The following is a 20,864-nucleotide window of genomic DNA, read 5'->3' as shown; positions in this document are numbered from 1 at the left end:
ACTTAAATAAATACTTTGAAAATAATCGGGAAACCAAGTTAGTTTGTGACACCAGCCCACTGACTGATTTTGGCTTGAGCCAATAAATACTCTAAAGTTGCAGCTCTAAAATCATTACGAGCTTCTACTTCTGTTGCTTCAATATTTGCAAGCTCGTTATAAGCATCGAGTACATCAATTAATGTCCGACGAGAGATTTTGAATTGTTGTTCATAAGCCCAAACGACTTTTTTTTGAACATCAATATATTGATTCACTAATTTAACGCGTTGTTCATTTTGAGACATATCGAACATGGCTGTTCGACTACGTTCAATGGTATCGCGTAAGCTTTGTTGCATACGCGACGCTACAGCGATCTTGGTTTGATTTTTCTGTGAGATTTTATGCTTTGAACCTTGGTTAAAGATGTCCCATGACATTCTTAAATAGATTTCTTTATTATCTGGACTTGCCGTCCCTTCTAAATTAATACTCGGCATTTGAGCCGCTTTAGACACTTTAATATCTTCAATTGCACTTTCATGCTCTGCTTTTTGTGCTAAATAACTGGGTATTTGATCAACTTCAGCACGATGATATTGGGTAATAAAATCTTGAGATGTCATTCCATAAAAAGGATCAACAATCGTATCTGGTGCTAAAAAATCTTGCGTGTAGACTTCTAATCGACTCACTGTTAAACCTAAAGTGCGCCGTAATTCAGCAATACCAGTTTCTACTTTTAGTCGATGAGCCTGAGCTTGAGCCAACTCACTGAGCCGACCAGAATCATGTTGCACAATAATATTTAAATCATGCAGCATTTTATCGTGACGTTTTAAATTTCGTTCTGCAACAACCAAAGACTCTTTGGTCCTTAATGCGGTTAAATACAATGTACTGATTTTATAACCAAGGTCTTCTCTGGTTTGTTCAGCAGTATATTGATAATAAGCTTCTTTTCTCTTATCTCGATCAACGGCTGCTTCGATCCCGCCCCAAGCATAAACATTGACTGTCGCGCGTAGACCAGGAGCAAAATGCGTTTCTCGTGCATTGCTTTCATATTTATGTTGTTGACCGAGTACCTGAGTCCCTATAGCACTGACAATCGGATAATGTTCAGCCTTAGTCGTCTGCATCGTACTATGTGCAAAAGACACATTTGCCTGAGCTTCCTGTATCACAGGATCATTGACCAGCGCTTGTTTGAGTATCTCTTTTAACGTCGCTGCATGTAGTAATGGGCCATGTATTGCCAACATCCCTATAAAACACAGAGATATTGACCGTGTCAGTTTTCTATTCATTTGCATTGATGAGTTCTATCGGCTACCAGAAATACAATCAATGGCTGTAAACATAACCATTTGTTTTAACTGTATTTTTAATAAATTTGCATTGAAGTATTATTTAAATGTGGTATAGCACCATCATGTGCGTGCCATACCACACTAAAAAACCCAGATAAATATACAAAAAGCATTCGCTACAGGATGTAGAAAATGCTTTTTGTGCGGTTTAATTAGACTTAAATTAAGTTAGGCTGCTCAACACTGAGTTGCTCTAAATGTTGTGAGACATTGATATGGTTTGTATTCACAGCTTCGGCTGGATTTGGCGTATTGGCAAAGCCATCTAAAGTATGACCAACTGCATTAAAAACCTCTAAATGATCCAACTGATTACTCATGCTCAGTGCTGTTTTATTGGCACTTGCTTCAGGAATTAATTGAATGTCAATGAGCAATTTATCACTAGATTTATCGCCATCTTTATCGACAAGCGTAAATGTAAATTCTTCTTGGGTTTTACCTACAGGACGAGTCGAAGCTGGGTTATAGCTAAAGTCACCAAACTTATCTGCTGACATATTCAATTTAAAGCTACCACCGATCTCTGTTTTCACCATCAGTACACCATTACCAGCATCTTGCCAAATATCCGCATTGCTATTGCTACTGGTGATTTGGTTTGTTGCATAGTCATAAGTATAGTCATACCCATCAATCTGAATGATTAACTGACCAGCACCATCGGCACCGAAAGATGAAACAATATTGCCCACATCATCCGTACGAATAGAACCCTGAGTATCCGTAGCTTCTGGAACCAACTCAGACATAATACCGCCGAGATCAGACATATCTTTCAAAATAATAATGTCACTCGAACCATCTTTGTTGATGCCTTTTTCGCCATCGAAAGCAATTGGTTTTAAGAAATCTGCACCCTCATCCATTTGAGGACCAATACCAATCGCAATAGATTTTATGTTTTGTTCTTTTAAGAACGCTGTCCACTTATCTTCACCGATATCGATATTTTGATTGCCTGGTTCATAATTTGATGGTGACGTTGGTTGGATACCACGTACTCCATCAGCGCCATTACCAAAGTTTGGAATGCCATCACTGACAAAGAGCAAACTATTGTTCACCTTCGCACCGTCCACACCTACAACTGGACCAGCACCTTGATTATTCAAATAACTATGAATAACCTCTTGTAAAGCCGCATCGTAGTTGGTATCTACACCAATATCTTTTGGTCGAGTGCCAAAATTATATAATCCTTTCACTATTTTCTTGGCATCGTCTAATGACACCCATGTATCTGTTTGACCAGGTAGCGAAAGATGCTTGGCTAATTTTGAGAAGCCAATAATATTCACTTTCACGTCTCCATTACCTGGGGCTACACTGTCAAGTTGCTCCTGATACTTATCTAGCATCGTTTCAATCGCTTCGACAGCTGCGTTCATACGCATTTTCTCGCCACCATTTACCGGATCTGGAATACCACTATCTCTTGCACCCATACTGCTAGAGAGATCCAGACTAATGATCACGTTTGCATAAAAAGTCGTCTCACCATCTGCAACTACAGATATTGGCGCTGCTACTGATTTATCATCTTCCACAGTAATAATAAGGTTAGCATCGCCAATATTCGTATTGATACCAAAATCAAGATCTAAACGTTCACTGTTCTCACCAACATGATCCACTGGCGCTTTAAGACCAATTTCATAAGGAATTGTGGTTTTACCATTGCTGGTCACTGGTGTACCCAAAGTAATCGACATCACTTCTTGACCGCTTGGCGTGGTTCCAACTAAGCCGCCATTTGCTGTTTGAGTCCAGTTTATTGTCTCACCACCAGAAGTGACATCCACTGTTGGCAATGTCATTAAGATATCGCTAATGTCAGCATTACTAGGGTTATCTAAACTCAATTCACCATTTACAACAGCGGCTGTTGAACCATCGCCTAAATCAGCTTCTTTGAGTATCTCGGTTAAGGTACCTGTAGGGCTTATATCTAGAGTTACGTGAGCTGGATCAGATACATTGCCCGCTTTGTCTTTGACGGTATATTCAAATGCATCTGGACCGACATAACCCTTGTTTGGGGTATAAGTCACTTCACCTGTGATTGGATCAACACTAACAGTACCGTTTTGAGGCTGTTTCGTGATCACCACAGTGCTTGAATCTAAATCACCATCTTTATCGGTATCATTCGAAGTCACATCAATAATGATTGGGGTATCTTCTTTAGTTTCAGCACTATCATCAACTGCAACTGGATTGGCGGTGATATCAATTACCACAGTCGCTGGATCAGATACATTCCCCGCTTTGTCTTTGACTGTATATTCAAATTCATCTGGACCAACATAACCCTTGTTTGGGGTATAAGTCACTTCACCTGTGATTGGATCAACACTAACAGTACCGTTTTGAGGCTGTTTCGTGATCACCACAGTGCTTGAATCTAAATCACCATCTTTATCGGTATCATTCGAAGTCACATCAATAATGATTGGGGTATCTTCTTTAGTTTCAGCACTATCATCAACTGCAACTGGATTGGCGGTGATATCAATTACCACAGTCGCTGGATCAGATACATTCCCCGCTTTGTCTTTGACTGTATATTCAAATTCATCTGGACCAACATAACCCTTGTTTGGGGTATAAGTCACTTCACCTGTGATTGGATCAACACTAACAGTACCGTTTTGAGGCTGTTTCGTGATCACCACAGTGCTTGAATCTAAATCACCATCTTTATCGGTATCATTCGAAGTCACATCAATAATGATTGGGGTATCTTCTTTAGTTTCAGCACTATCATCAACTGCAACTGGATTGGCGGTGATATCAATTACCACAGTCGCTGGATCAGATACATTCCCCGCTTTGTCTTTGACTGTATATTCAAATTCATCTGGACCAACATAACCCTTGTTTGGGGTATAAGTCACTTCACCTGTGATTGGATCAACACTAACAGTACCATGTTGTGGTTGTTTCGTGATCACCACAGTGCTTGGATCTAAGTCACCATCTTTATCAGTGTCGTTTGAAGTCACATCAATGATGATTGGGGTATCTTCTTTAGTGTTAGCACTATCATCAACCGCAACTGGATTGGCGGTGATATCAATTACCACCGTCGCTGGATCAGATACATTGCCCGCTTTGTCTTTGACGGTATATTCAAACTGGTCTGGACCAACATAACCCTTGTTTGGGGTATAAGTCACTTCGCCTGTGATTGGATCAATATTGACAGTACCGTTTTGAGGCTGTTTCGTGATCACCACAGTGCTTGAATCTAAATCACCATCTTTATCGGTATCATTCGAAGTCACATCAATAATGATTGGGGTATCTTCTTTAGTTTCAGCACTATCATCAACTGCAACTGGATTGGCAGTGATATCAATTACCACAGTTGCAGGATCAGACACATTGCCAGCTTTGTCTTTGACGGTATATTCAAATGCATCTGTACCAACATAACCCTTGTTGGGGGTATAAGTCACTTCACCTGTGATTGGATCAACACTAACAGTACCATTCTGAGGCTGTTTCGTGATCACTAAAGTGCTTGGATCTAAATCACCATCTTTATCGGTATCGTTCGAAGTCACATCAATAATGATTGGTGTGTTTTCTTTGGTGTTAGCACTGTCATCAACTGCAACTGGATTAGCGGTAATATCGATTACCACAGTCGCAGGATCAGACACATTCCCCGCTTTGTCTTTGACGGTATATTCAAATGCATCTGGACCAACATAACCCTTGTTGGGGGTATAAGTTACTTCGCCTGTGATTGGATCAACGCTGACCGTACCGTTCTGAGGCTGTTTCGTGATCACTACAGTGCTTGGATCTAAATCACCATCTTTATCGGTATCGTTCGAAGTCACATCAATAATGATTGGTGTGTTTTCTTTGGTGTTAGCACTGTCATCAACTGCAACTGGATTAGCGGTAATATCGATTACCACAGTCGCAGGATCAGACACATTCCCCGCTTTGTCTTTGACGGTATATTCAAATGCATCTGGACCAACATAACCCTTGTTTGGGGTATAAGTTACTTCGCCTGTGATTGGATCAACGCTGACCGTACCGTTCTGAGGCTGTTTCGTGATCACTACAGTGCTTGGATCTAAATCACCATCTTTATCGGTATCGTTCGAAGTCACATCAATAATGATTGGTGTGTTTTCTTTGGTGTTAGCACTGTCATCAACTGCAACTGGATTAGCGGTAATATCGATTACCACAGTCGCAGGATCAGACACATTCCCCGCTTTGTCTTTGACGGTATATTCAAATGCATCTGGACCAACATAACCCTTGTTTGGGGTATAAGTTACTTCGCCTGTGATTGGATCAACGCTGACCGTACCGTTCTGAGGCTGTTTCGTGACCACCACAGTGCTTGGATCTAAGTCACCATCTTTATCGGTATCATTTGCAGTCACATCAATAATGATTGGGGTGCCTTCTTTGGTGTTAGCACTGTCATCAACTGCAACAGGATTGGCAGTGATATCAATTACCACAGTTGCAGGATCAGACACATTCCCCGCTTTGTCTTTGACGGTATATTCAAATGCATCTGGACCAACATAACCCTTGTTTGGGGTATAAGTCACTTCACCTGTGATTGGATCAACACTAACAGTACCATGCTGAGGTTGTTTGCTAATCACCACCGTACTTGGATCTAAGTCACCATCTTTGTCACTATCATTTGAAGTCACATCAATAATGATTGGCGTGTCTTCTTTGGTTTCAGCGCTATCATCAACCGCAACTGGATTTGCGCTTACCTCAATCACCACAGTCGCTGGATCAGAAACATTCCCCGCTTTGTCTTTGACGGTATATTCAAATGCATCTGGACCAACATAACCCTTGTTTGGGGTATAAGTCACTTCACCTGTGATTGGATCAACACTAACAGTACCATGCTGAGGTTGTTTGCTAATCACCACCGTACTTGGATCTAAGTCACCATCTTTGTCACTATCATTTGAAGTCACATCAATAATGATTGGCGTGTCTTCTTTGGTTTCAGCGCTATCATCAAGCGCAACTGGATTGGCGGTGATATCAATCACCACAGTTGCAGGATCAGAAACATTGCCAGCTTTATCTTTGACGGTATATTCAAATGCATCTGGACCAACATAACCCTTGTTTGGGGTATAAGTCACTTCACCTGTGATTGGATCAACACTAACAGTACCATGCTGAGGTTGTTTGCTAATCACCACCGTACTTGGATCTAAGTCACCATCTTTGTCACTATCATTTGAAGTCACATCAATAATGATTGGCGTGTCTTCTTTGGTTTCAGCGCTATCATCAAGCGCAACTGGATTGGCGGTGATATCAATCACCACAGTTGCAGGATCAGAAACATTGCCAGCTTTATCTTTGACGGTATATTCAAATGCATCTGGACCAACATAACCCTTGTTTGGGGTATAAGTCACTTCACCTGTGATTGGATCAACACTAACAGTACCGTTTTGAGGCTGTTTCGTGATCACCACCGTACTTGGATCTAAGTCACCATCTTTATCAGTGTCATTTGAAGTCACATCAATAATGATTGGGGTATCTTCTTTAGTTTCAGCGCTGTCTTTTTCTGCGATAGGAACATGCTGAGGATGTTCAATTACAGGTGATTTTTTATTGTTATCATGACCTTGACCAGTAGCCACTGCCGCTATCGGAACCAAAGCCAATAGCCATAATGGATTAAAGGCCCAAAATGCTGCAACTTCTTCACCACCTAAAGCCTGACCAGCTTCAACTTGATCCGCAAGCAAACTCACGGCATCACTTTTTTCTGCACTTTCTGGGACATAAGGGTAATATTTGCCATTTTCATGCTGACCGATCAGTAAGTTAGACTCCCCTTCTGAATAGCCCAACTCACCATTTGCAGCATAATAGTTTTCAATAATTAGATCTGGCTGATCAACATCCCCACCTTCGAAACTAATCCACAAATCCTTATCATGGCGTTTAGTCGCAATATTTTCTGGCCCAAATGAAGTCTCTTTATCAGTAAACTCATAATGAACATTTGCTTTTGCAGCAATTTTTAATGGTTTACCTTGAGAACCACGACCAAACTCGCCCCCTTCAATATTCAAGGTATCGAGTGTTGATTTTTTAGCATTAATTTTGAGAACAATATTCTTTACAGTCACGTTTATTTCCTTAATTTCAATAATTAAGCATTAATTAATAGAATCAAAATACTAAGTTTTGAAATGAAGCGTAATTACGGCTGAGTACCATAAAGAAGGATCTCAACTCGACGATTGGGCTGATTACATGCCAAACGCGCAGTACGATTTTGAGTGTGTTTTTCAGAACAATCTGTGATCAATAAATTTGTTTTACCACGGCCTTCGGCAGCAATTAAATCAGCAGATAAACCATAATTTACCATCATATTTTTTACACTTTGCGCACGATGTGCTGACAACACTTGGTTATAACTTTCCGTACCGTCTGGATCTGTATAACCAATAACATCTATATGGGTAATTTCGGCTGTTTCATTACGAATGGCATCTGCAACATCCTTAATTTCTTGTTTACCCTGAGTTAACATATTTGCTTCATCTGATTTATCAAACTGAAACAAAGCGCCAGCTTGTAATGTAAATTTCTTCAACATTTTAACGGTAGGCTTACACTTTAAATCGCGATCAACACGTGGCAAGGTATGGACTTGTTCTTTTAAATGCTGCTGAGCTTTTTTAATTTCATCCTCATTCATTGCTAAGAAATAAGTCTGCCCATTCTGATCCAGACTCACACGTAAATAGGTGGTTTTTTCGAGAGGTAAATTATAGTATTGCCCGCCTTTTTCTTTAGTTGCATAGCGATCTTTGACATCCGTTTCAATTGCAACCAACTTTTGGTTATCAGGACAAACTTCAAGCTCTTTATAAGCATTGGGTAACAATGAAGTCAAATATTCTCCACCTACAAAAATATTTACCGCTTTTCCCTCAATTTTCTCATCACGAACAAAAACAACATTTGCTTTATTTTTATTTACTTTTTCATTAATTTTTTGATTTTCAAAGTTATGCCACTTTTCAACAGCCGTACCATTACTACCACCTTTTACAGCACATCCAGACAAGATTGAGCTGAGGAGTAGTGTTGTGACCAACAAGCCTTTATTTGTGACCATCATTAAAATTTGTTCCTTACAGAATTTAAAAGTAAAAAACCTCTACAACGAAACGTTTAAGCTTCGTAGAGGTTGCACATAAAAACCTTTTAGACAGCGAGACCAATATTTTAAATTTCAGTAAGGCTGCCTAAAAACACGTTTTTTCGTGACATATTTCACGGTTTAATATTTAAGGTACGCAAAAATAATGAATTAGGGTTAATACGTCAAATGATAAAAATTTGCCTTTGGGTTAAAATAATTCACCTGAAAAAACATAAGGTTAAATATTGATCTTTAAATATATTTTGATTTAGAAAGCAGTATCTATTTTAAAATTTTTATTTAATATTTCACATGAATTATAAAATATATGACAGCGAGCAATAAAGTGATGAACTTAGATAAGTCATTAACAGGTTTTCAATTATCTAAACTTCATACATTTGAAGTAGCTGCAAGGCATGAGTCTTTTTCATTAGCGGCAAAAGAGTTATGTTTAACACCTAGTGCTGTTAGCCACCAAATCAATTTATTAGAGAAAGAACTCAATATAAAACTATTTTTACGCTTACACCGTAAAGTTGAACTCACGGCTGAAGGCAAGCACATTTTTTGGGCATTGCAGTCTTCTTTAGGCCATCTCAATACTGAAATTAAGGCCATCCAAAATCAAACTTTATCTGGGCCACTCACGATTTATGCTAGGCCATCGATTACACAAAATTGGTTGGTTCCCAAACTATCTGACTTTATACAGCGCTATCCTTTTATTGAATTGTCCATTTTGACTGGCAATGAAAATGTTAATTTGCAACGAGAAGGGATAGATTTAGCACTTTATTTTGATAACCAACCCTGCCCGCAATTGAATTATCAATACTTAATGGATGAACATATTTTACCTGTATGTAGTCCTGAGTATGCTGAAAAATTCAACCTTGTAGACAATTGGCAGAATTTAAACCAGTGTACTTTACTTCATGACAGCCATGCATGGTGCAATAAGACTGGAACGGGGGAATGGGACAGTTGGGCCGTACATTTTAATATCAATATTAATACCCCTTCAGCGCTTTACTTCAACCGATCAGATCTCGCTTCTATTGCTGCCAAAAATAACCTTGGAGTGACAATGGGGAGAAAACGATTGGTTGAAAAAGCCATTAAAAATGGCGAACTAATCGCACCATTCCCCGATCAGTTTTTACTCTGCGAGCAACATTACTATATCACTTCACTGAAAGATCGCCACTGGCCAAAAATTGAGGCCTTTTGTCTATGGCTCAAAAATCAAACCATGAGTCAGGACTAAAATCACTTGCTAACAAACCATAATCAAATCAATGCTGTACTCATTTATAAATCGAGTACTTTCTGCTTTTATAATGGTTTTATATTCACATACTTAAAAATCGTCAGAAAGATATCGTTGATCCACTCTGACGAAACATAGATTTTTTATACAAATAACATTCACTGAGAAGAGGACATTTGCATAACCGATAACGTTTTATTCATTACGTTCTTGTTCATATTCTAAAATTGCCTCTTTTGCAATACGAAAACTATCGACTGCAGCAGGTACACCACAGTAAATGGCAACTTGTAAAAGCACTTCACGAATTTGAGTTTTAGATAAACCATTTCTCAATGCACCTTTAACATGTAGTTTCAACTCATGTGGGCGATTAAGTGCAGAAATCATCGCAAGATTAATTAAACTGCGTTCAGGCTTACTCAGTTCGTCACGTCCCCAAACAGCACCCCAGCAATATTCCGTAACCAGCTCTTGTAAAGGTAAATTAAAATCATCGGCATTATTGATGGAGTGATTTACATAGGCCTCGCCCAACACTTGTTTACGAATTGCGAGGCCTTTTTCAAATTTGTCATTGCTCATGTATTTAATCCTCCGAATAAGGTGTATTTAATTTCAAGATAATCTTCAATTCCATATTTAGATCCCTCACGGCCTAAACCTGACTGCTTCATTCCGCCAAAAGGAGCAACTTCATTTGAGATGAGCCCCTTATTGATTCCAACCATGCCATATTCAAGCTGTTCACTCATGCGCCAAGCCCGTCCTAAATCTTTGGTATAGCAATATGCAGCTAAACCAAATTCCGTGGCATTTGCCATATCTAGGGCTTGTTGTTCGGTTTCAAATTTAAATACGGCGGCAAGAGGACCAAATGTTTCTTGTGTGGCAACATCCATGTCTGCATTGGCATCAGCAATAATAGTGGGTTGATAAAACAATTCGCCTGCATGATGTCGTTTACCGCCTGTAACCAAACGCGCCGATTTGGCTAATGCATCTGCAACATGCGCTTCGACTTTTTTAACAGCATTGCTATTAATTAAGGGACCAATTTCAATCCCTTGATCTAAACCATTACCAATTTTTAAAGCGTTCACCTTTTCACTTAATCCAGCAATAAATTTGTGATAAATCCCAGCTTGTACCAGAAAACGATTGACACAAACACAGGTTTGACCTGCATTGCGATACTTTGCAATCAGTGCACCTTCAACCGCTGCATCTAAATCGGCATCATCAAAAACAATAAACGGCGCATTTCCCCCTAATTCAAGAGATACTTTCTTTAAGGTCTGTGCTGAACGTTGATAAAGCAGCTTTCCCACAGGGGTAGAACCGGTAAAAGTAAACTTACGCACCTCATGACTTTCAAAAATTGCACCTCCAATACTTACTGCATCACCAGTAATCACACTGAAAATATCAGCAGGCACTCCCGCCTGAACGGCCAAATCCACCAAAGCTAAAGCTGTAAATGGCGTTTCAGGTGCGGGCTTCACGATACACGGACAACCCGCTGCCAATGCTGGTGCAACTTTACGGGTAATCATTGCAGCTGGGAAATTCCAAGGCGTAATTGCTGCGACAACACCAATTGCTTGTTTCTGTACAACAATACGTGCATCGGTATAAGGACTTGGAATAACATCGCCATACACACGCTTCGCTTCTTCAGCAAACCACTCGACAAAACTGGCGGCATATAAAATTTCTCCTCTCGCCTCCGCTAAAGGTTTGCCTTGTTCACTGGTTAAAATAAATGCCAGCTCATCCGCCTTTTCAATCATCAGGTCAAACCATTTTTTTAAAATGATTGAACGATCTTTTGCGGTCTTGTTTTTCCACGCTGCCCAACCTGTAACAGCAGCTTTAATCGCCCGTTCAGCTTCTGCCTTGCCCATATTTGGCACGCTTCCAATTATTTCTTGTGTTGCTGGGTTATAAATATCAGCGCTTTGATGACTATCGGCATCACACCATTGACCAGCAACGAAAGCCTGTTGATGGAAAAGTGGCATTGCATTAAGTTGCATACAAATTATCCTTGTTAGACTCTGGTAAGGAGAAATAGATCATCAAATCAGTTGATCAATGATCTATTTATCATCATCTTGTATGATGGCATACCAAAAGAATCGTGAAAAAATTTTCGGTTGCCCGAATGTGATTTGCTTTGTTTTAGAAATAATAGAATAAAGTCAAATTCAACAACTTATTCCATTTGTTATCATCACCCTGCGCCAATGATGAAAAATTACCACCAATAAATGGATCATTTTTACTCACGATATATTCAGCAAGCAAAGAAAGCTGTTTATGATCAATCGAGACACCTAAAATATTACGCGTAGAATCTTGTGATCCTGACAGATCTTTGTTGTAACGGCTGTGCATAAAATAAGGGGTAATATTGCCAATCTGTTGAACATCTTTAAAGGTATACCCAAGGTCAGCGGTATAATAAGTTGCTTTATTGGCAACAGCATATTCACTGTCATACGATCCCATCAACGAGGTATCAGGGTGAATCAGATCTTTATTGCTGATGTCATTTTCACCTCCTGTTAATGTTAGTCCTAAAGCACCATAATTGAGTTTGCTAAATACTGACCACGCTTTACGACGACCTGTTTGATTGGTCTTTTTATTGTCAATTTCTGAGATCCAGTATGATGCACCGATCTGTGTATTCAGCCCCTCAACAGCCAAAGGTATATCCTGCGTAATACGCCCAACCCACATATTTTTTTCCTGTAAATTGGTTTGTGACTCATCATCTGAACGCACATAATTCGCAGTATAACGCCCTGAATTAGGTGTATATGTTCCTGAATAATGACCACCATCTATAGCAAAATAACCTAAATCAAACTTGGTTGCTGTCGGCAATTCAGCATGATAATTCACACCAACATTATGCACATCTTCCAACCCAGCAGTGGTATTGATACTACCAAATAGACTATTGCCCCAGAAACGTCCTGGACCAAATGGAATCGGTTGCATCCCAACTACAAGCTGATCGGTTTTATTGAGACGGTATCCCACATAAGCATCAATCATGGTCGAAAAGTCACACAGCCGTTCATATTGATAACATCTATACTCAGCATGCCCAAACAGATCACCACGCGCATAATCTAGTTTGAGTTGTGCTGCATCAAAACGAATTTTTTGATCATCGGCATTTTCACCATACTGCTTAAGTTGGTAATTACCTCGCACATAACCCGATACCGTGAGCTGACCAGTTTCACTATTACGATCACCAAAACTGATTCCTGCATAACATGGCGAAATAAAAGCAACGAGAATTGAAGCAACGATCAGTTGTAAATTATTTTTTTTCATTTTGCAGATTCCTTTCTAATCCCCCTTTAATCTTTCCAAGATTAAATAGGTAATACACAACAAAACTAACCACTAAACCTATCACCCATGACACATCAACATTTGGAATAACATTGGCGAAAGGTCCTGTAAAAAATGCATTGGTCAGGAATGGGATTTGAATTGCAATCCCAATAAAATAGGCGGTTAAAGCTTTTGCATTAAACTTGCCGTAAATGCCACCATCTTGAGCAAAAATAGAGTGAATATCATAGGATTTCTTATTCACCACATAGAAATCCAACAAGTTAATCGATACCCACGGCACCAAGATAAATAGCAAGGCAAAAACCACATTGAGGAAGAAACTAATAAAGTTACTAGATGCCCAAAGCGCAGTAAATGTAGCGAGAACAAGTACCACAATAGATAAAGCCACACGAATATTTTTACTTGGTATCCATTGACCGGCAAAGGTTTGAATCGATGTAATACAAGATAAGACCGCACCATATAAATTCATGGCATTGTGACCAATAATATTACAGAGGAATAAAATCATCAGTGCATAGCCAAACAATCCTGTCCCCGATTTGACCGCTTCCATTGCATCTGTAGTAGAACCGATACTGACTGCCACTGTGCCAAATACCATGGCAAAAATCGTTCCTAGAGATGCGCCCCAATAGGTAAAAATAAAAGGCTTAAAAATCCCAATACTTTTAGGTAGATATCTTGAATAATCTGAGGTGTAGGGTGAAAAACTAATTTGCCAAACAGCGCATAAACCAAACATGGCAAACCAGCCTTTCATATTAAAAGCACCTTTTGCCAAGACATCTGCATTGATGTGTGGAAGCATAATCATCAGACCAATTAATAATGCGCCTCCCATAAACCACGTGCCAATCTTATTGAACTTATGAATAAGGTGATAACCCACTATACCAATCGTGGTTGCAGCAATTGCCCCAATCACCGTGGCTATCGGTACAGGTATTGCAGGTACAACGGTATGTAAAGTTTTGCCAGATAAAATAATATTTGAAATAAAGAACCCCAAATAAATCAGGGTGGTAAATAATACAACCAACAATGCACCATAACGCCCAAACTGTGCGCGGCTCTGGATCATTTGCGGAATACCCACTTGTGGTCCTTGAGCTGAAGTCAATGCCAAAATTACGGCCCCAAAGAAATGCCCAGCACAAATTGCAATTAAAGCGCTGACCAAATTCAGATTAAACGTTAACATTGACATTGCACCGGTAATCACCGCTAAGGGTGCGATATTGGTACAAAACCACAGGGTAAAAAGATCCCGAACTTTTCCATGGCGTTCTGATGGATCGACATAGTCAATTGAATGGCTTTCTATCACAAAAGCATTTTTTTCATTTTGATTCATATCCTTAATCTCTCTTTGAGGAATTCATTTTCCTCAATATCAATTTATTTGTGAGCATAAACCTAGGTTTCACAACCTGCCTTGTCAGAACCATAGCGAGATGACCTGACCTTTATTGCTCTTATTCTGTACATTGATTTTCAGCAGTTTTAATCAATCATTAAAAAAAGATAAAAATGCTCCAGTTGAGGCTTTTAAAAGCTCAACAAAAGGTATTTTTAAACCGCAGTAAAATTTATGGGATTTCAGTGTTGTGCATATATTTTCATCCTTGAATTTAAAATTTCTAAATCAGACCTTTTAAGATTTATCGCATCACAAAAGGATCATCAATAGGTTCATCTGAAGTACGTAACCAAACGGTTTTTGTCGTGGTGTAATCGAATACCGCCTCAAAACCACCTTCACGACCATGACCAGATAAACCATGACCACCAAAGGGTGCGAGTGGTGAAACTGCCCGATAAGTATTCAACCAAACAATGCCTGACCGCATCGCTTTGGTCATCCGATGAGCACGACTTAAGTTATGGGTAAATATCCCAGCGGCAAGTCCATACGCAGTATGATTGGCTGTTTGAATTGCTTCCGCTTCAGTGCAAAAACTAACCACCGACAATACAGGGCCAAACAATTCAGTCATGACACAATCGGCCTGCGGAGCATCACTACAATCTAGAATCGTAGGTGGATAGTAATAACCTGCACGATCAATGGCTTGTCCACCTGTGAGTAGTTGTGCACCCTGCTGAATTGAACTTGCCACCACTTGCTCAATCTTCTGGCGTTGAGCTAAAGTACACAGTGGACCAAATTCCGTTGCCATATCATCCGGCAAACCAATTTTGATCCGTTGAACCCGCTCAACCAAACGTTGAAGAAACTCATCTTTAATACTTTCTTCGATCAGTAAGCGTGAACCTGCAACACAACTTTGCCCCGTTGCGGCAAAAATCGCAGCGACTTGGGCATTTACAGCACTTTGTAAATCAGCATCTGCAAAAACAATAAATGGCGATTTTCCACCCAGTTCAAGCGATACTTTGGCAAGGTTTTCGGCGGAATTACGTACGATATGTTGTGCTGTTTCAGGACCACCAGTAAATGCCACATGCGCAACCTCAGGATGACGCGTTAAAACCGCTCCACATTCAGTTGCAAAACCCGTAATCACATTCACGACACCTGCTGGAAAACCAGCGTCATGAACCAAGCGAGCAAATGCCAGTAATGGTGCAGGCCCTTGCTCTGAGGCTTTTAACACAACCGTACAGCCTGCTGCTAAAGCAGGACCGACTTTGACAGCGGATAAAAATAATTGACTGTTCCATGGCACAATCGCAGCGACTACACCCACAGGTTCACGAATAGTCCAAGCTTGCATGTCTTGCTTATCAATCGGTAAATAGCGACCTTCTAGCTTGTCTGCAATACCTGCGTAATAACGATAATATTCAGCCACATAAGCAATTTGGCTTGAGGTTTCACGAATGATTTTACCAGTGTCATACGTTTCATACTGTGCCAGTTGCGGTGCAGCTTTTTCTATCAAATCCGCAAGTTTATAAAGCAATTTTCCACGTTGCGAAGCGGTTAAACCTGACCATGCCGCGTTTTGTAAAGCCTGAGATGCCGCAGAAACCGCACGATTAACCTCAGCTGTTCGAGCTTCTGGCATTTTTGCCCAAACCTGCCCAGTTGCTGGATTGATACTGTCAAATTGCGCAGCACCATTCTCAAATTGACCATTAATATATAACTGAAATGGAGAAGCCATACTCTTCTCTCCTATGCAAATGCTGGCATCACTTCATTAATCATACGTTCTAATGAGGCTTTTTTACGTTCAAAGCTCATTCCTGTATCGATCCAGAAGGAATATTCGTTATACCCCATCGCCTCATAGACTTTCAGACGATCAATGACTTCCTGTGCCTGACCAATGACGTTATTTTTACGCATGGCTTCAGCTGTATAAAATGGATGTTGTGCGATTTCTTCTTGACTCAGTGGTGCAATAAGCCCTTGGGTAATTTCCCGCTCATTTTTAAACCACGCCCCAAAATAATTATAGAATGTATTCATTTCATCTGCTGCAAGCTGTGCATCTTGCTCACTGTCAGCAACGTAGGTATGCCGTAGTAACATAATTTCAGGACGAGCTACATCAGCAAACTTTTCACAAGCCGTATTGAAATGCCCCATCAACTTTTCGACTTCCTCATCACCTAAGTGCAAAGGTGTAACCTGTACATTACAGCCATTTTGTACTGCAAACTCATGGCTATTGGGATCACGAGCAGCAACCCAAATCGATGGATGTGGCTGTTGTAAAGGTTGTGGTGAAGCAGTGGTTTTCGGGAACTGCCAAAACTCCCCCTTATGCTCATAATCGCCTTTCCATAGGTTTTTAATTGCAGGAATCATTTCGCGTAACCGCTGACCTGCACTCCATGCATCCATCCCCGGTACCATACGCTCATATTCAAATGAATATGCGCCTCGCGCTATGCCAATATCTAAACGACCATTGCAAATGATGTCTGCCATGGCAGCTTCACCAGCCAACTTTATCGGATGCCAAAACGGCGCAACTACGGTACCTGTGCCTAAGCGAACATTTTGAGTCTTGTTGGCAAGATCAACCAAATTAATAAATGGATTGGGTGCAATGGTAAAATTCATTGCATGATGTTCACCCATCCAAATCGCATGCATTCCGCCCCGATCAGCAATTTGGCAAAGCTCTATCATTTCATCATAAAGTTGCTTATGTGTTTCTTGATCAGAAACACGTTCCATGTGTACAAATAATGAAAAACGCATAGTTAAACTTCCTCTTTAACAATTTGACGAACCGTTCCAGTGGTTTGATTCCCGTAATAAACACCATAAGTTTTAAGATGATTTTCTTTGCGATAGCGCATTAACATACTTTCCAAAGCACTATCGACAAAAGTGAGTTGCTCAAGGTCATTTAAATCCACAAATTGACCTTTGTGGGCTTCAGGAATGGGGGTATTACATAAAAAAGCAATATATTGTTGTTGTGTGGTGATATCGTCGTAGACAGAATAAATAAAGCTTGGCGAAGCTTCAGGCTGGTAAACCGCAAAGATTTTCTCCAGCGTTTTTTCTGCACCGTCTTTATCTACAAGCAAATGTGGCAATGTCCATTTTTGCTGCGAGGTTTGCTCAAGCAAGATTTGGTTTTCATGACCGATTAATGCCATCATCATAACCTTCATGCCAGAGATCACATCCGTTGAAGATTTAGCGGGGGTAAAATAAGCACCACGGTAATACCCCAGTCCGGCAAAACCTGTTGAAGTAAAACCTTCTACCTTACCGATCAATACAGCATGATCTCCTGCATCAACAACTTGGTAAGTGGTACAGTCAAACCATGCACTCACTTGGTCAATAATCGGATTTTGGCAATCGCTTTTGCGCCAATCCAAATTTGCAAAACGATCATCACTTGGTCGAGCAAAAGTATTGGAAATATCCTTTTGTTCTTCTGCCAAAATATTGATGGCAAAATGTGTTGCCTGTGCAAAATAATCATAATTGCTCGATGTCTTAGCAATGCTAACCAAAAGCAAAGCTGGGTCCAAAGACACCGAAGCAAAAGAGTTCGCTGTAAAACCTAATGGTGTTCCATCGTCCTTACAGGTGGTCACTATGGTCACGCCTGTCATAAATGACCCAAAAGCATCACGTAGTTCCCGTATTTTATTTATTGTATCCATTTCACTCATTGCTATATTCCTTTATCAAGCAATTTAGACGCTGGTTTCCAACCATGCTTGCATTGCATTATTCACTTTATCTGGTGCAGTTAAATTCACCATATGTCTTTCATTTTCAATCACAATAGCCTTGGCATTTTGAGCTTGGCTGGCCATCTGTATTGCCATTTCTGCTGTAGAGTTAGGATCACCAGTCCCCGTGAGAATCAAAGCTGGACAGGTGATTTTTGACCAGTCATTGGCATAAATTGAATCACCTCGAGCAAAGGCGGAATAAGCAGTTGCATAGCCTGACAGATCTACTTGCTGTAACCACGATTTCACTTTTAATGCAGCTTGGCGCTCTGCCTCACTGTCACCAAACCAACGTTGTAGTGGTGTTTCTATATCAAGCTGACCTGCTTTTATCGCTTCAGCGCGGTAAAGCACTGCATTCTTGGCTTTTTCTGAACGTTTATAAACACCATTCAATACCGCCATACGTTTCACCAGATTTGGACAAGTTGCACTTACACCTGTTGTAATCAGTGAACCCATTGAATGCCCAGCCAAATTGACAGCACCAATATCCAGTTTTGTCAGAAACTCAATCATCCAATCCACAAAGGCTTGTAACGATGCATCATGGGCTAACTTTGTACTTTTCCCATGCCCGGGCATATCCACTGAGATCACGCGATAAGCTTTTGAGAAGAACTCAATTTGCGGATACCATGCCTCGGCTTGCATTCCAACACCATGAATCAGAACTAAAGGTTCTCCTTGACCCTGCTCAAAATAGTGAGCAAGGCGATTATTTGACAGCTGCAGGGTTTTTGAGATCATGACCTAACTCTTCCAAATCTTGATAACGATCCCCAATACGATGATGTGGACGACCACCTGTTGCAGCACCAATCACAATGACTAACTCATCAGCAGCTGGCGCATCTGGAATAGCAAACTGTAAGGTTAAATAATGAGAACGGCGCCCTTCATCATTTTTATCCATCATTGGAATTAAAATCGGTGCATTTGCAGGGCCACGGGTGTTGTTAAATGCAAGATATGATTTTGCCCCGACCGCACTACGGTAAGTATTTCCAAAATGTAGGGTATGAATTAGGGCTGATGCATGTTCAATCTCACCGTTCAAACCCACCACTGCACTCTTACCAAATGCTTGTACTGCTTCACCAGAACCGACTTCATCCAAAATAAGCTTGGTTAAATGCTCACTCAGTACTGGTGCAATACGACGAATTTCTGGGGAAAGATTTTCAACATAACCTTGCCCTGCCCACGGGTTTTGAATCACAGCTGCTGCTGCAACCATTTTTAAGGGTATAGGTGCATCCTTAGCACCATCGATATATGTGGTTTCGACATGAAGCACCGTTTTACGTATCAGATTCATTGTTTTTCCTTGCTGGTTAATTAATTTTGCAGTCCGTATTATGGTATACCATAATATATAATGCAAAAAATGCAATAGTTTGCTATGCTATTTTTTAAGCAAGGAACTTGTAACAAAATTGTGTATTCGCAAAATCAGGAATGATTAAACCTCTATGAATCTTAAAATTGAAAATCCACCCGTGACCTTGCGTGAGCTATGTTTAGACAAAGTTCGCAATGCCATCATTACTGGCTATTTTCCTTCTGGAAAAAGACTGGTTGAAAGAAGCTTATGTGAAGAACTGGGTGTGAGTCGCTCTGTTGTACGGGAGGTCATTCGTTATTTAGAAGCTGAAGGCTTGGTTGAGATTTTGCCAAATAAAGGGCCAATTGTTTCTTTGCTGAACTGGGAAATTGCATCACAAATTTATGAAATTCGACTATTACTTGAACAGAGTGCAGTTGCAGATTGCACTCGAAATCTCACCCCGCAAACCACCGAAACTTTAAAAGCTTTAGTGATAGAGCTTGAACACGCTTTTGCTATAGACGACATTAATTTGATTATTTCAGTCTCATCAAAACTCTATGAAACGATTTTTACCACAGCAAAACATCATATCGCCTTGGAAGTGGTACAACGCTTAAATGGTCGTATTAGTCGACTTCGCGCAATGACAATGAATTCAACTAAACGCGAAGTTTCAGGTTTTCAACGAATCAAAAATATATGCGAAGCAATTTATTTAGACCAAGATGCTGAAAAAGCCAAACAAGCTGTTGCTGCCCATATTGCTGAAGCTGCTTCGATTGCAAAGAATATTTTAAATACATAAAGGTTTAAGAAATTAAAGGATTAAAGCCATGTCTGCATACTGGATTGCGCACGTTACCATTCATAATTTAGAACAATATAAACAATACATGGCTTTAGCCCCCTTAGCGTTTGAAAAATATAATGCAAAATTTCTTGCGAGAGGTGGAAATTCTATTTGCATGGAAGGAAAATCTTATGAACGTCATGTCATTATTGAATTTGCTGATTTAGAAACAGCACAAGCTTGTTATCATTCAGAAGAATACGCTAAAGCAAGGCTTGCTCGTCAAGATTGTGCCGATGTCATGATTAGTATTGTGGAAAGCTTAAAATCGCTGGATTTATAAAGGTCAA

The 20,864-nt window shown here is 40.1% G+C and carries 15 protein-coding genes; 3 read left to right on the top strand and 12 right to left on the bottom strand.

All coding sequences use genetic code 11. The features are described 5' to 3' along the window. Window positions 1-38: 38 nt before the first annotated feature. From AC2G3J_RS04235 to AC2G3J_RS04225, 3 genes are all read right to left on the bottom strand, one after another. Window positions 39-1,247: a TolC family protein gene (locus AC2G3J_RS04235; protein ID WP_483770694.1), complete on the bottom strand. Its 1,209-nt coding sequence runs from the start codon at window positions 1,245-1,247 to the stop codon at window positions 39-41. 266 nt (window positions 1,248-1,513) lie between these two features. Beyond that, entirely contained in the window at window positions 1,514-7,519 is a 6,006-nt protein-coding gene (locus AC2G3J_RS04230) for a cadherin-like domain-containing protein (protein WP_483770693.1), read from the bottom strand. A gap of 74 nt (window positions 7,520-7,593) precedes the next feature. Beyond that, the gene (locus AC2G3J_RS04225) at window positions 7,594-8,523 is read right to left on the bottom strand and encodes an OmpA family protein (RefSeq protein WP_483770692.1); all 930 of its coding nucleotides are present in this window, start codon (window positions 8,521-8,523) and stop codon (window positions 7,594-7,596) included. 373 nt (window positions 8,524-8,896) lie between these two features. On the opposite strand from AC2G3J_RS04225, the gene dsdC reads away from it, so the two are divergent. Next, window positions 8,897-9,817 (top strand): DNA-binding transcriptional regulator DsdC, encoded by a 921-nt coding sequence (gene dsdC / locus AC2G3J_RS04220; RefSeq protein ID WP_483770691.1) that lies wholly within the window; start codon window positions 8,897-8,899, stop codon window positions 9,815-9,817. 198 nt (window positions 9,818-10,015) lie between these two features. Here dsdC and AC2G3J_RS04215 read toward each other — a convergent pair whose 3' ends face one another. The 9 genes from AC2G3J_RS04215 to AC2G3J_RS04175 all read right to left on the bottom strand — a co-directional run bounded on the left by AC2G3J_RS04215 (window position 10,016) and on the right by AC2G3J_RS04175 (window position 19,712). Continuing rightward, window positions 10,016-10,405, bottom strand: a complete 390-nt coding sequence (locus tag AC2G3J_RS04215; RefSeq protein WP_096734946.1) for a carboxymuconolactone decarboxylase family protein — start codon at window positions 10,403-10,405, stop codon at window positions 10,016-10,018. Further along, on the bottom strand, window positions 10,402-11,859 hold the full coding sequence (locus tag AC2G3J_RS04210) for an NAD-dependent succinate-semialdehyde dehydrogenase (RefSeq protein WP_483770690.1): 1,458 nt from the start codon (window positions 11,857-11,859) through the stop codon (window positions 10,402-10,404). Before AC2G3J_RS04210 ends, AC2G3J_RS04215 begins: the two co-directional genes overlap by 4 nt. A 145-nt stretch (window positions 11,860-12,004) precedes the next feature. Next, window positions 12,005-13,177, bottom strand: coding sequence for a hypothetical protein (locus AC2G3J_RS04205; protein ID WP_483770689.1), 1,173 nt, complete (start codon window positions 13,175-13,177; stop codon window positions 12,005-12,007). Continuing rightward, on the bottom strand, window positions 13,164-14,564 hold the full coding sequence (locus tag AC2G3J_RS04200) for a purine-cytosine permease family protein (protein ID WP_483770688.1): 1,401 nt from the start codon (window positions 14,562-14,564) through the stop codon (window positions 13,164-13,166). Before AC2G3J_RS04200 ends, AC2G3J_RS04205 begins: the two co-directional genes overlap by 14 nt. A gap of 307 nt (window positions 14,565-14,871) precedes the next feature. Next, a complete protein-coding gene (tgnC, locus tag AC2G3J_RS04195) occupies window positions 14,872-16,341 on the bottom strand; it encodes a (Z)-2-((N-methylformamido)methylene)-5-hydroxybutyrolactone dehydrogenase (protein ID WP_419329137.1) in 1,470 nt (489 codons plus the stop codon). A gap of 11 nt (window positions 16,342-16,352) precedes the next feature. After that, a complete protein-coding gene (gene tgnB / locus AC2G3J_RS04190) occupies window positions 16,353-17,390 on the bottom strand; it encodes a flavin-dependent trigonelline monooxygenase oxygenase component (protein WP_419285300.1) in 1,038 nt (345 codons plus the stop codon). A gap of 2 nt (window positions 17,391-17,392) precedes the next feature. Continuing rightward, window positions 17,393-18,325 (bottom strand): flavin-dependent trigonelline monooxygenase reductase component, encoded by a 933-nt coding sequence (gene tgnA / locus AC2G3J_RS04185; RefSeq protein WP_419329138.1) that lies wholly within the window; start codon window positions 18,323-18,325, stop codon window positions 17,393-17,395. Window positions 18,326-18,349: 24 nt separating this feature from the next. Next, entirely contained in the window at window positions 18,350-19,141 is a 792-nt protein-coding gene (locus AC2G3J_RS04180; protein WP_419329140.1) for an alpha/beta fold hydrolase, read from the bottom strand. Further along, on the bottom strand, window positions 19,110-19,712 hold the full coding sequence (locus AC2G3J_RS04175) for an amino acid synthesis family protein (RefSeq protein ID WP_419329142.1): 603 nt from the start codon (window positions 19,710-19,712) through the stop codon (window positions 19,110-19,112). Before AC2G3J_RS04175 ends, AC2G3J_RS04180 begins: the two co-directional genes overlap by 32 nt. Window positions 19,713-19,866: 154 nt before the next feature. Here AC2G3J_RS04175 and AC2G3J_RS04170 point away from each other — a divergent pair, with 154 nt between their 5' ends. Together AC2G3J_RS04170 and AC2G3J_RS04165 are read left to right on the top strand one after the other, a co-directional pair. Then, window positions 19,867-20,529 (top strand): GntR family transcriptional regulator, encoded by a 663-nt coding sequence (locus AC2G3J_RS04170; protein WP_004817253.1) that lies wholly within the window; start codon window positions 19,867-19,869, stop codon window positions 20,527-20,529. A 28-nt stretch (window positions 20,530-20,557) separates the two neighbouring features. Further along, window positions 20,558-20,857 carry a DUF1330 domain-containing protein gene (locus AC2G3J_RS04165; protein WP_333668123.1) on the top strand — a complete coding sequence of 100 codons (300 nt, stop codon included), beginning with the start codon at window positions 20,558-20,560 and terminating at the stop codon, window positions 20,855-20,857. The last annotated feature ends 7 nt before the right edge of the window (window positions 20,858-20,864 follow it).

It is taken from the genome of Acinetobacter legionensis (assembly GCF_057165765.1).
This window is presented reverse-complemented; position numbering and strand designations above follow the sequence as displayed.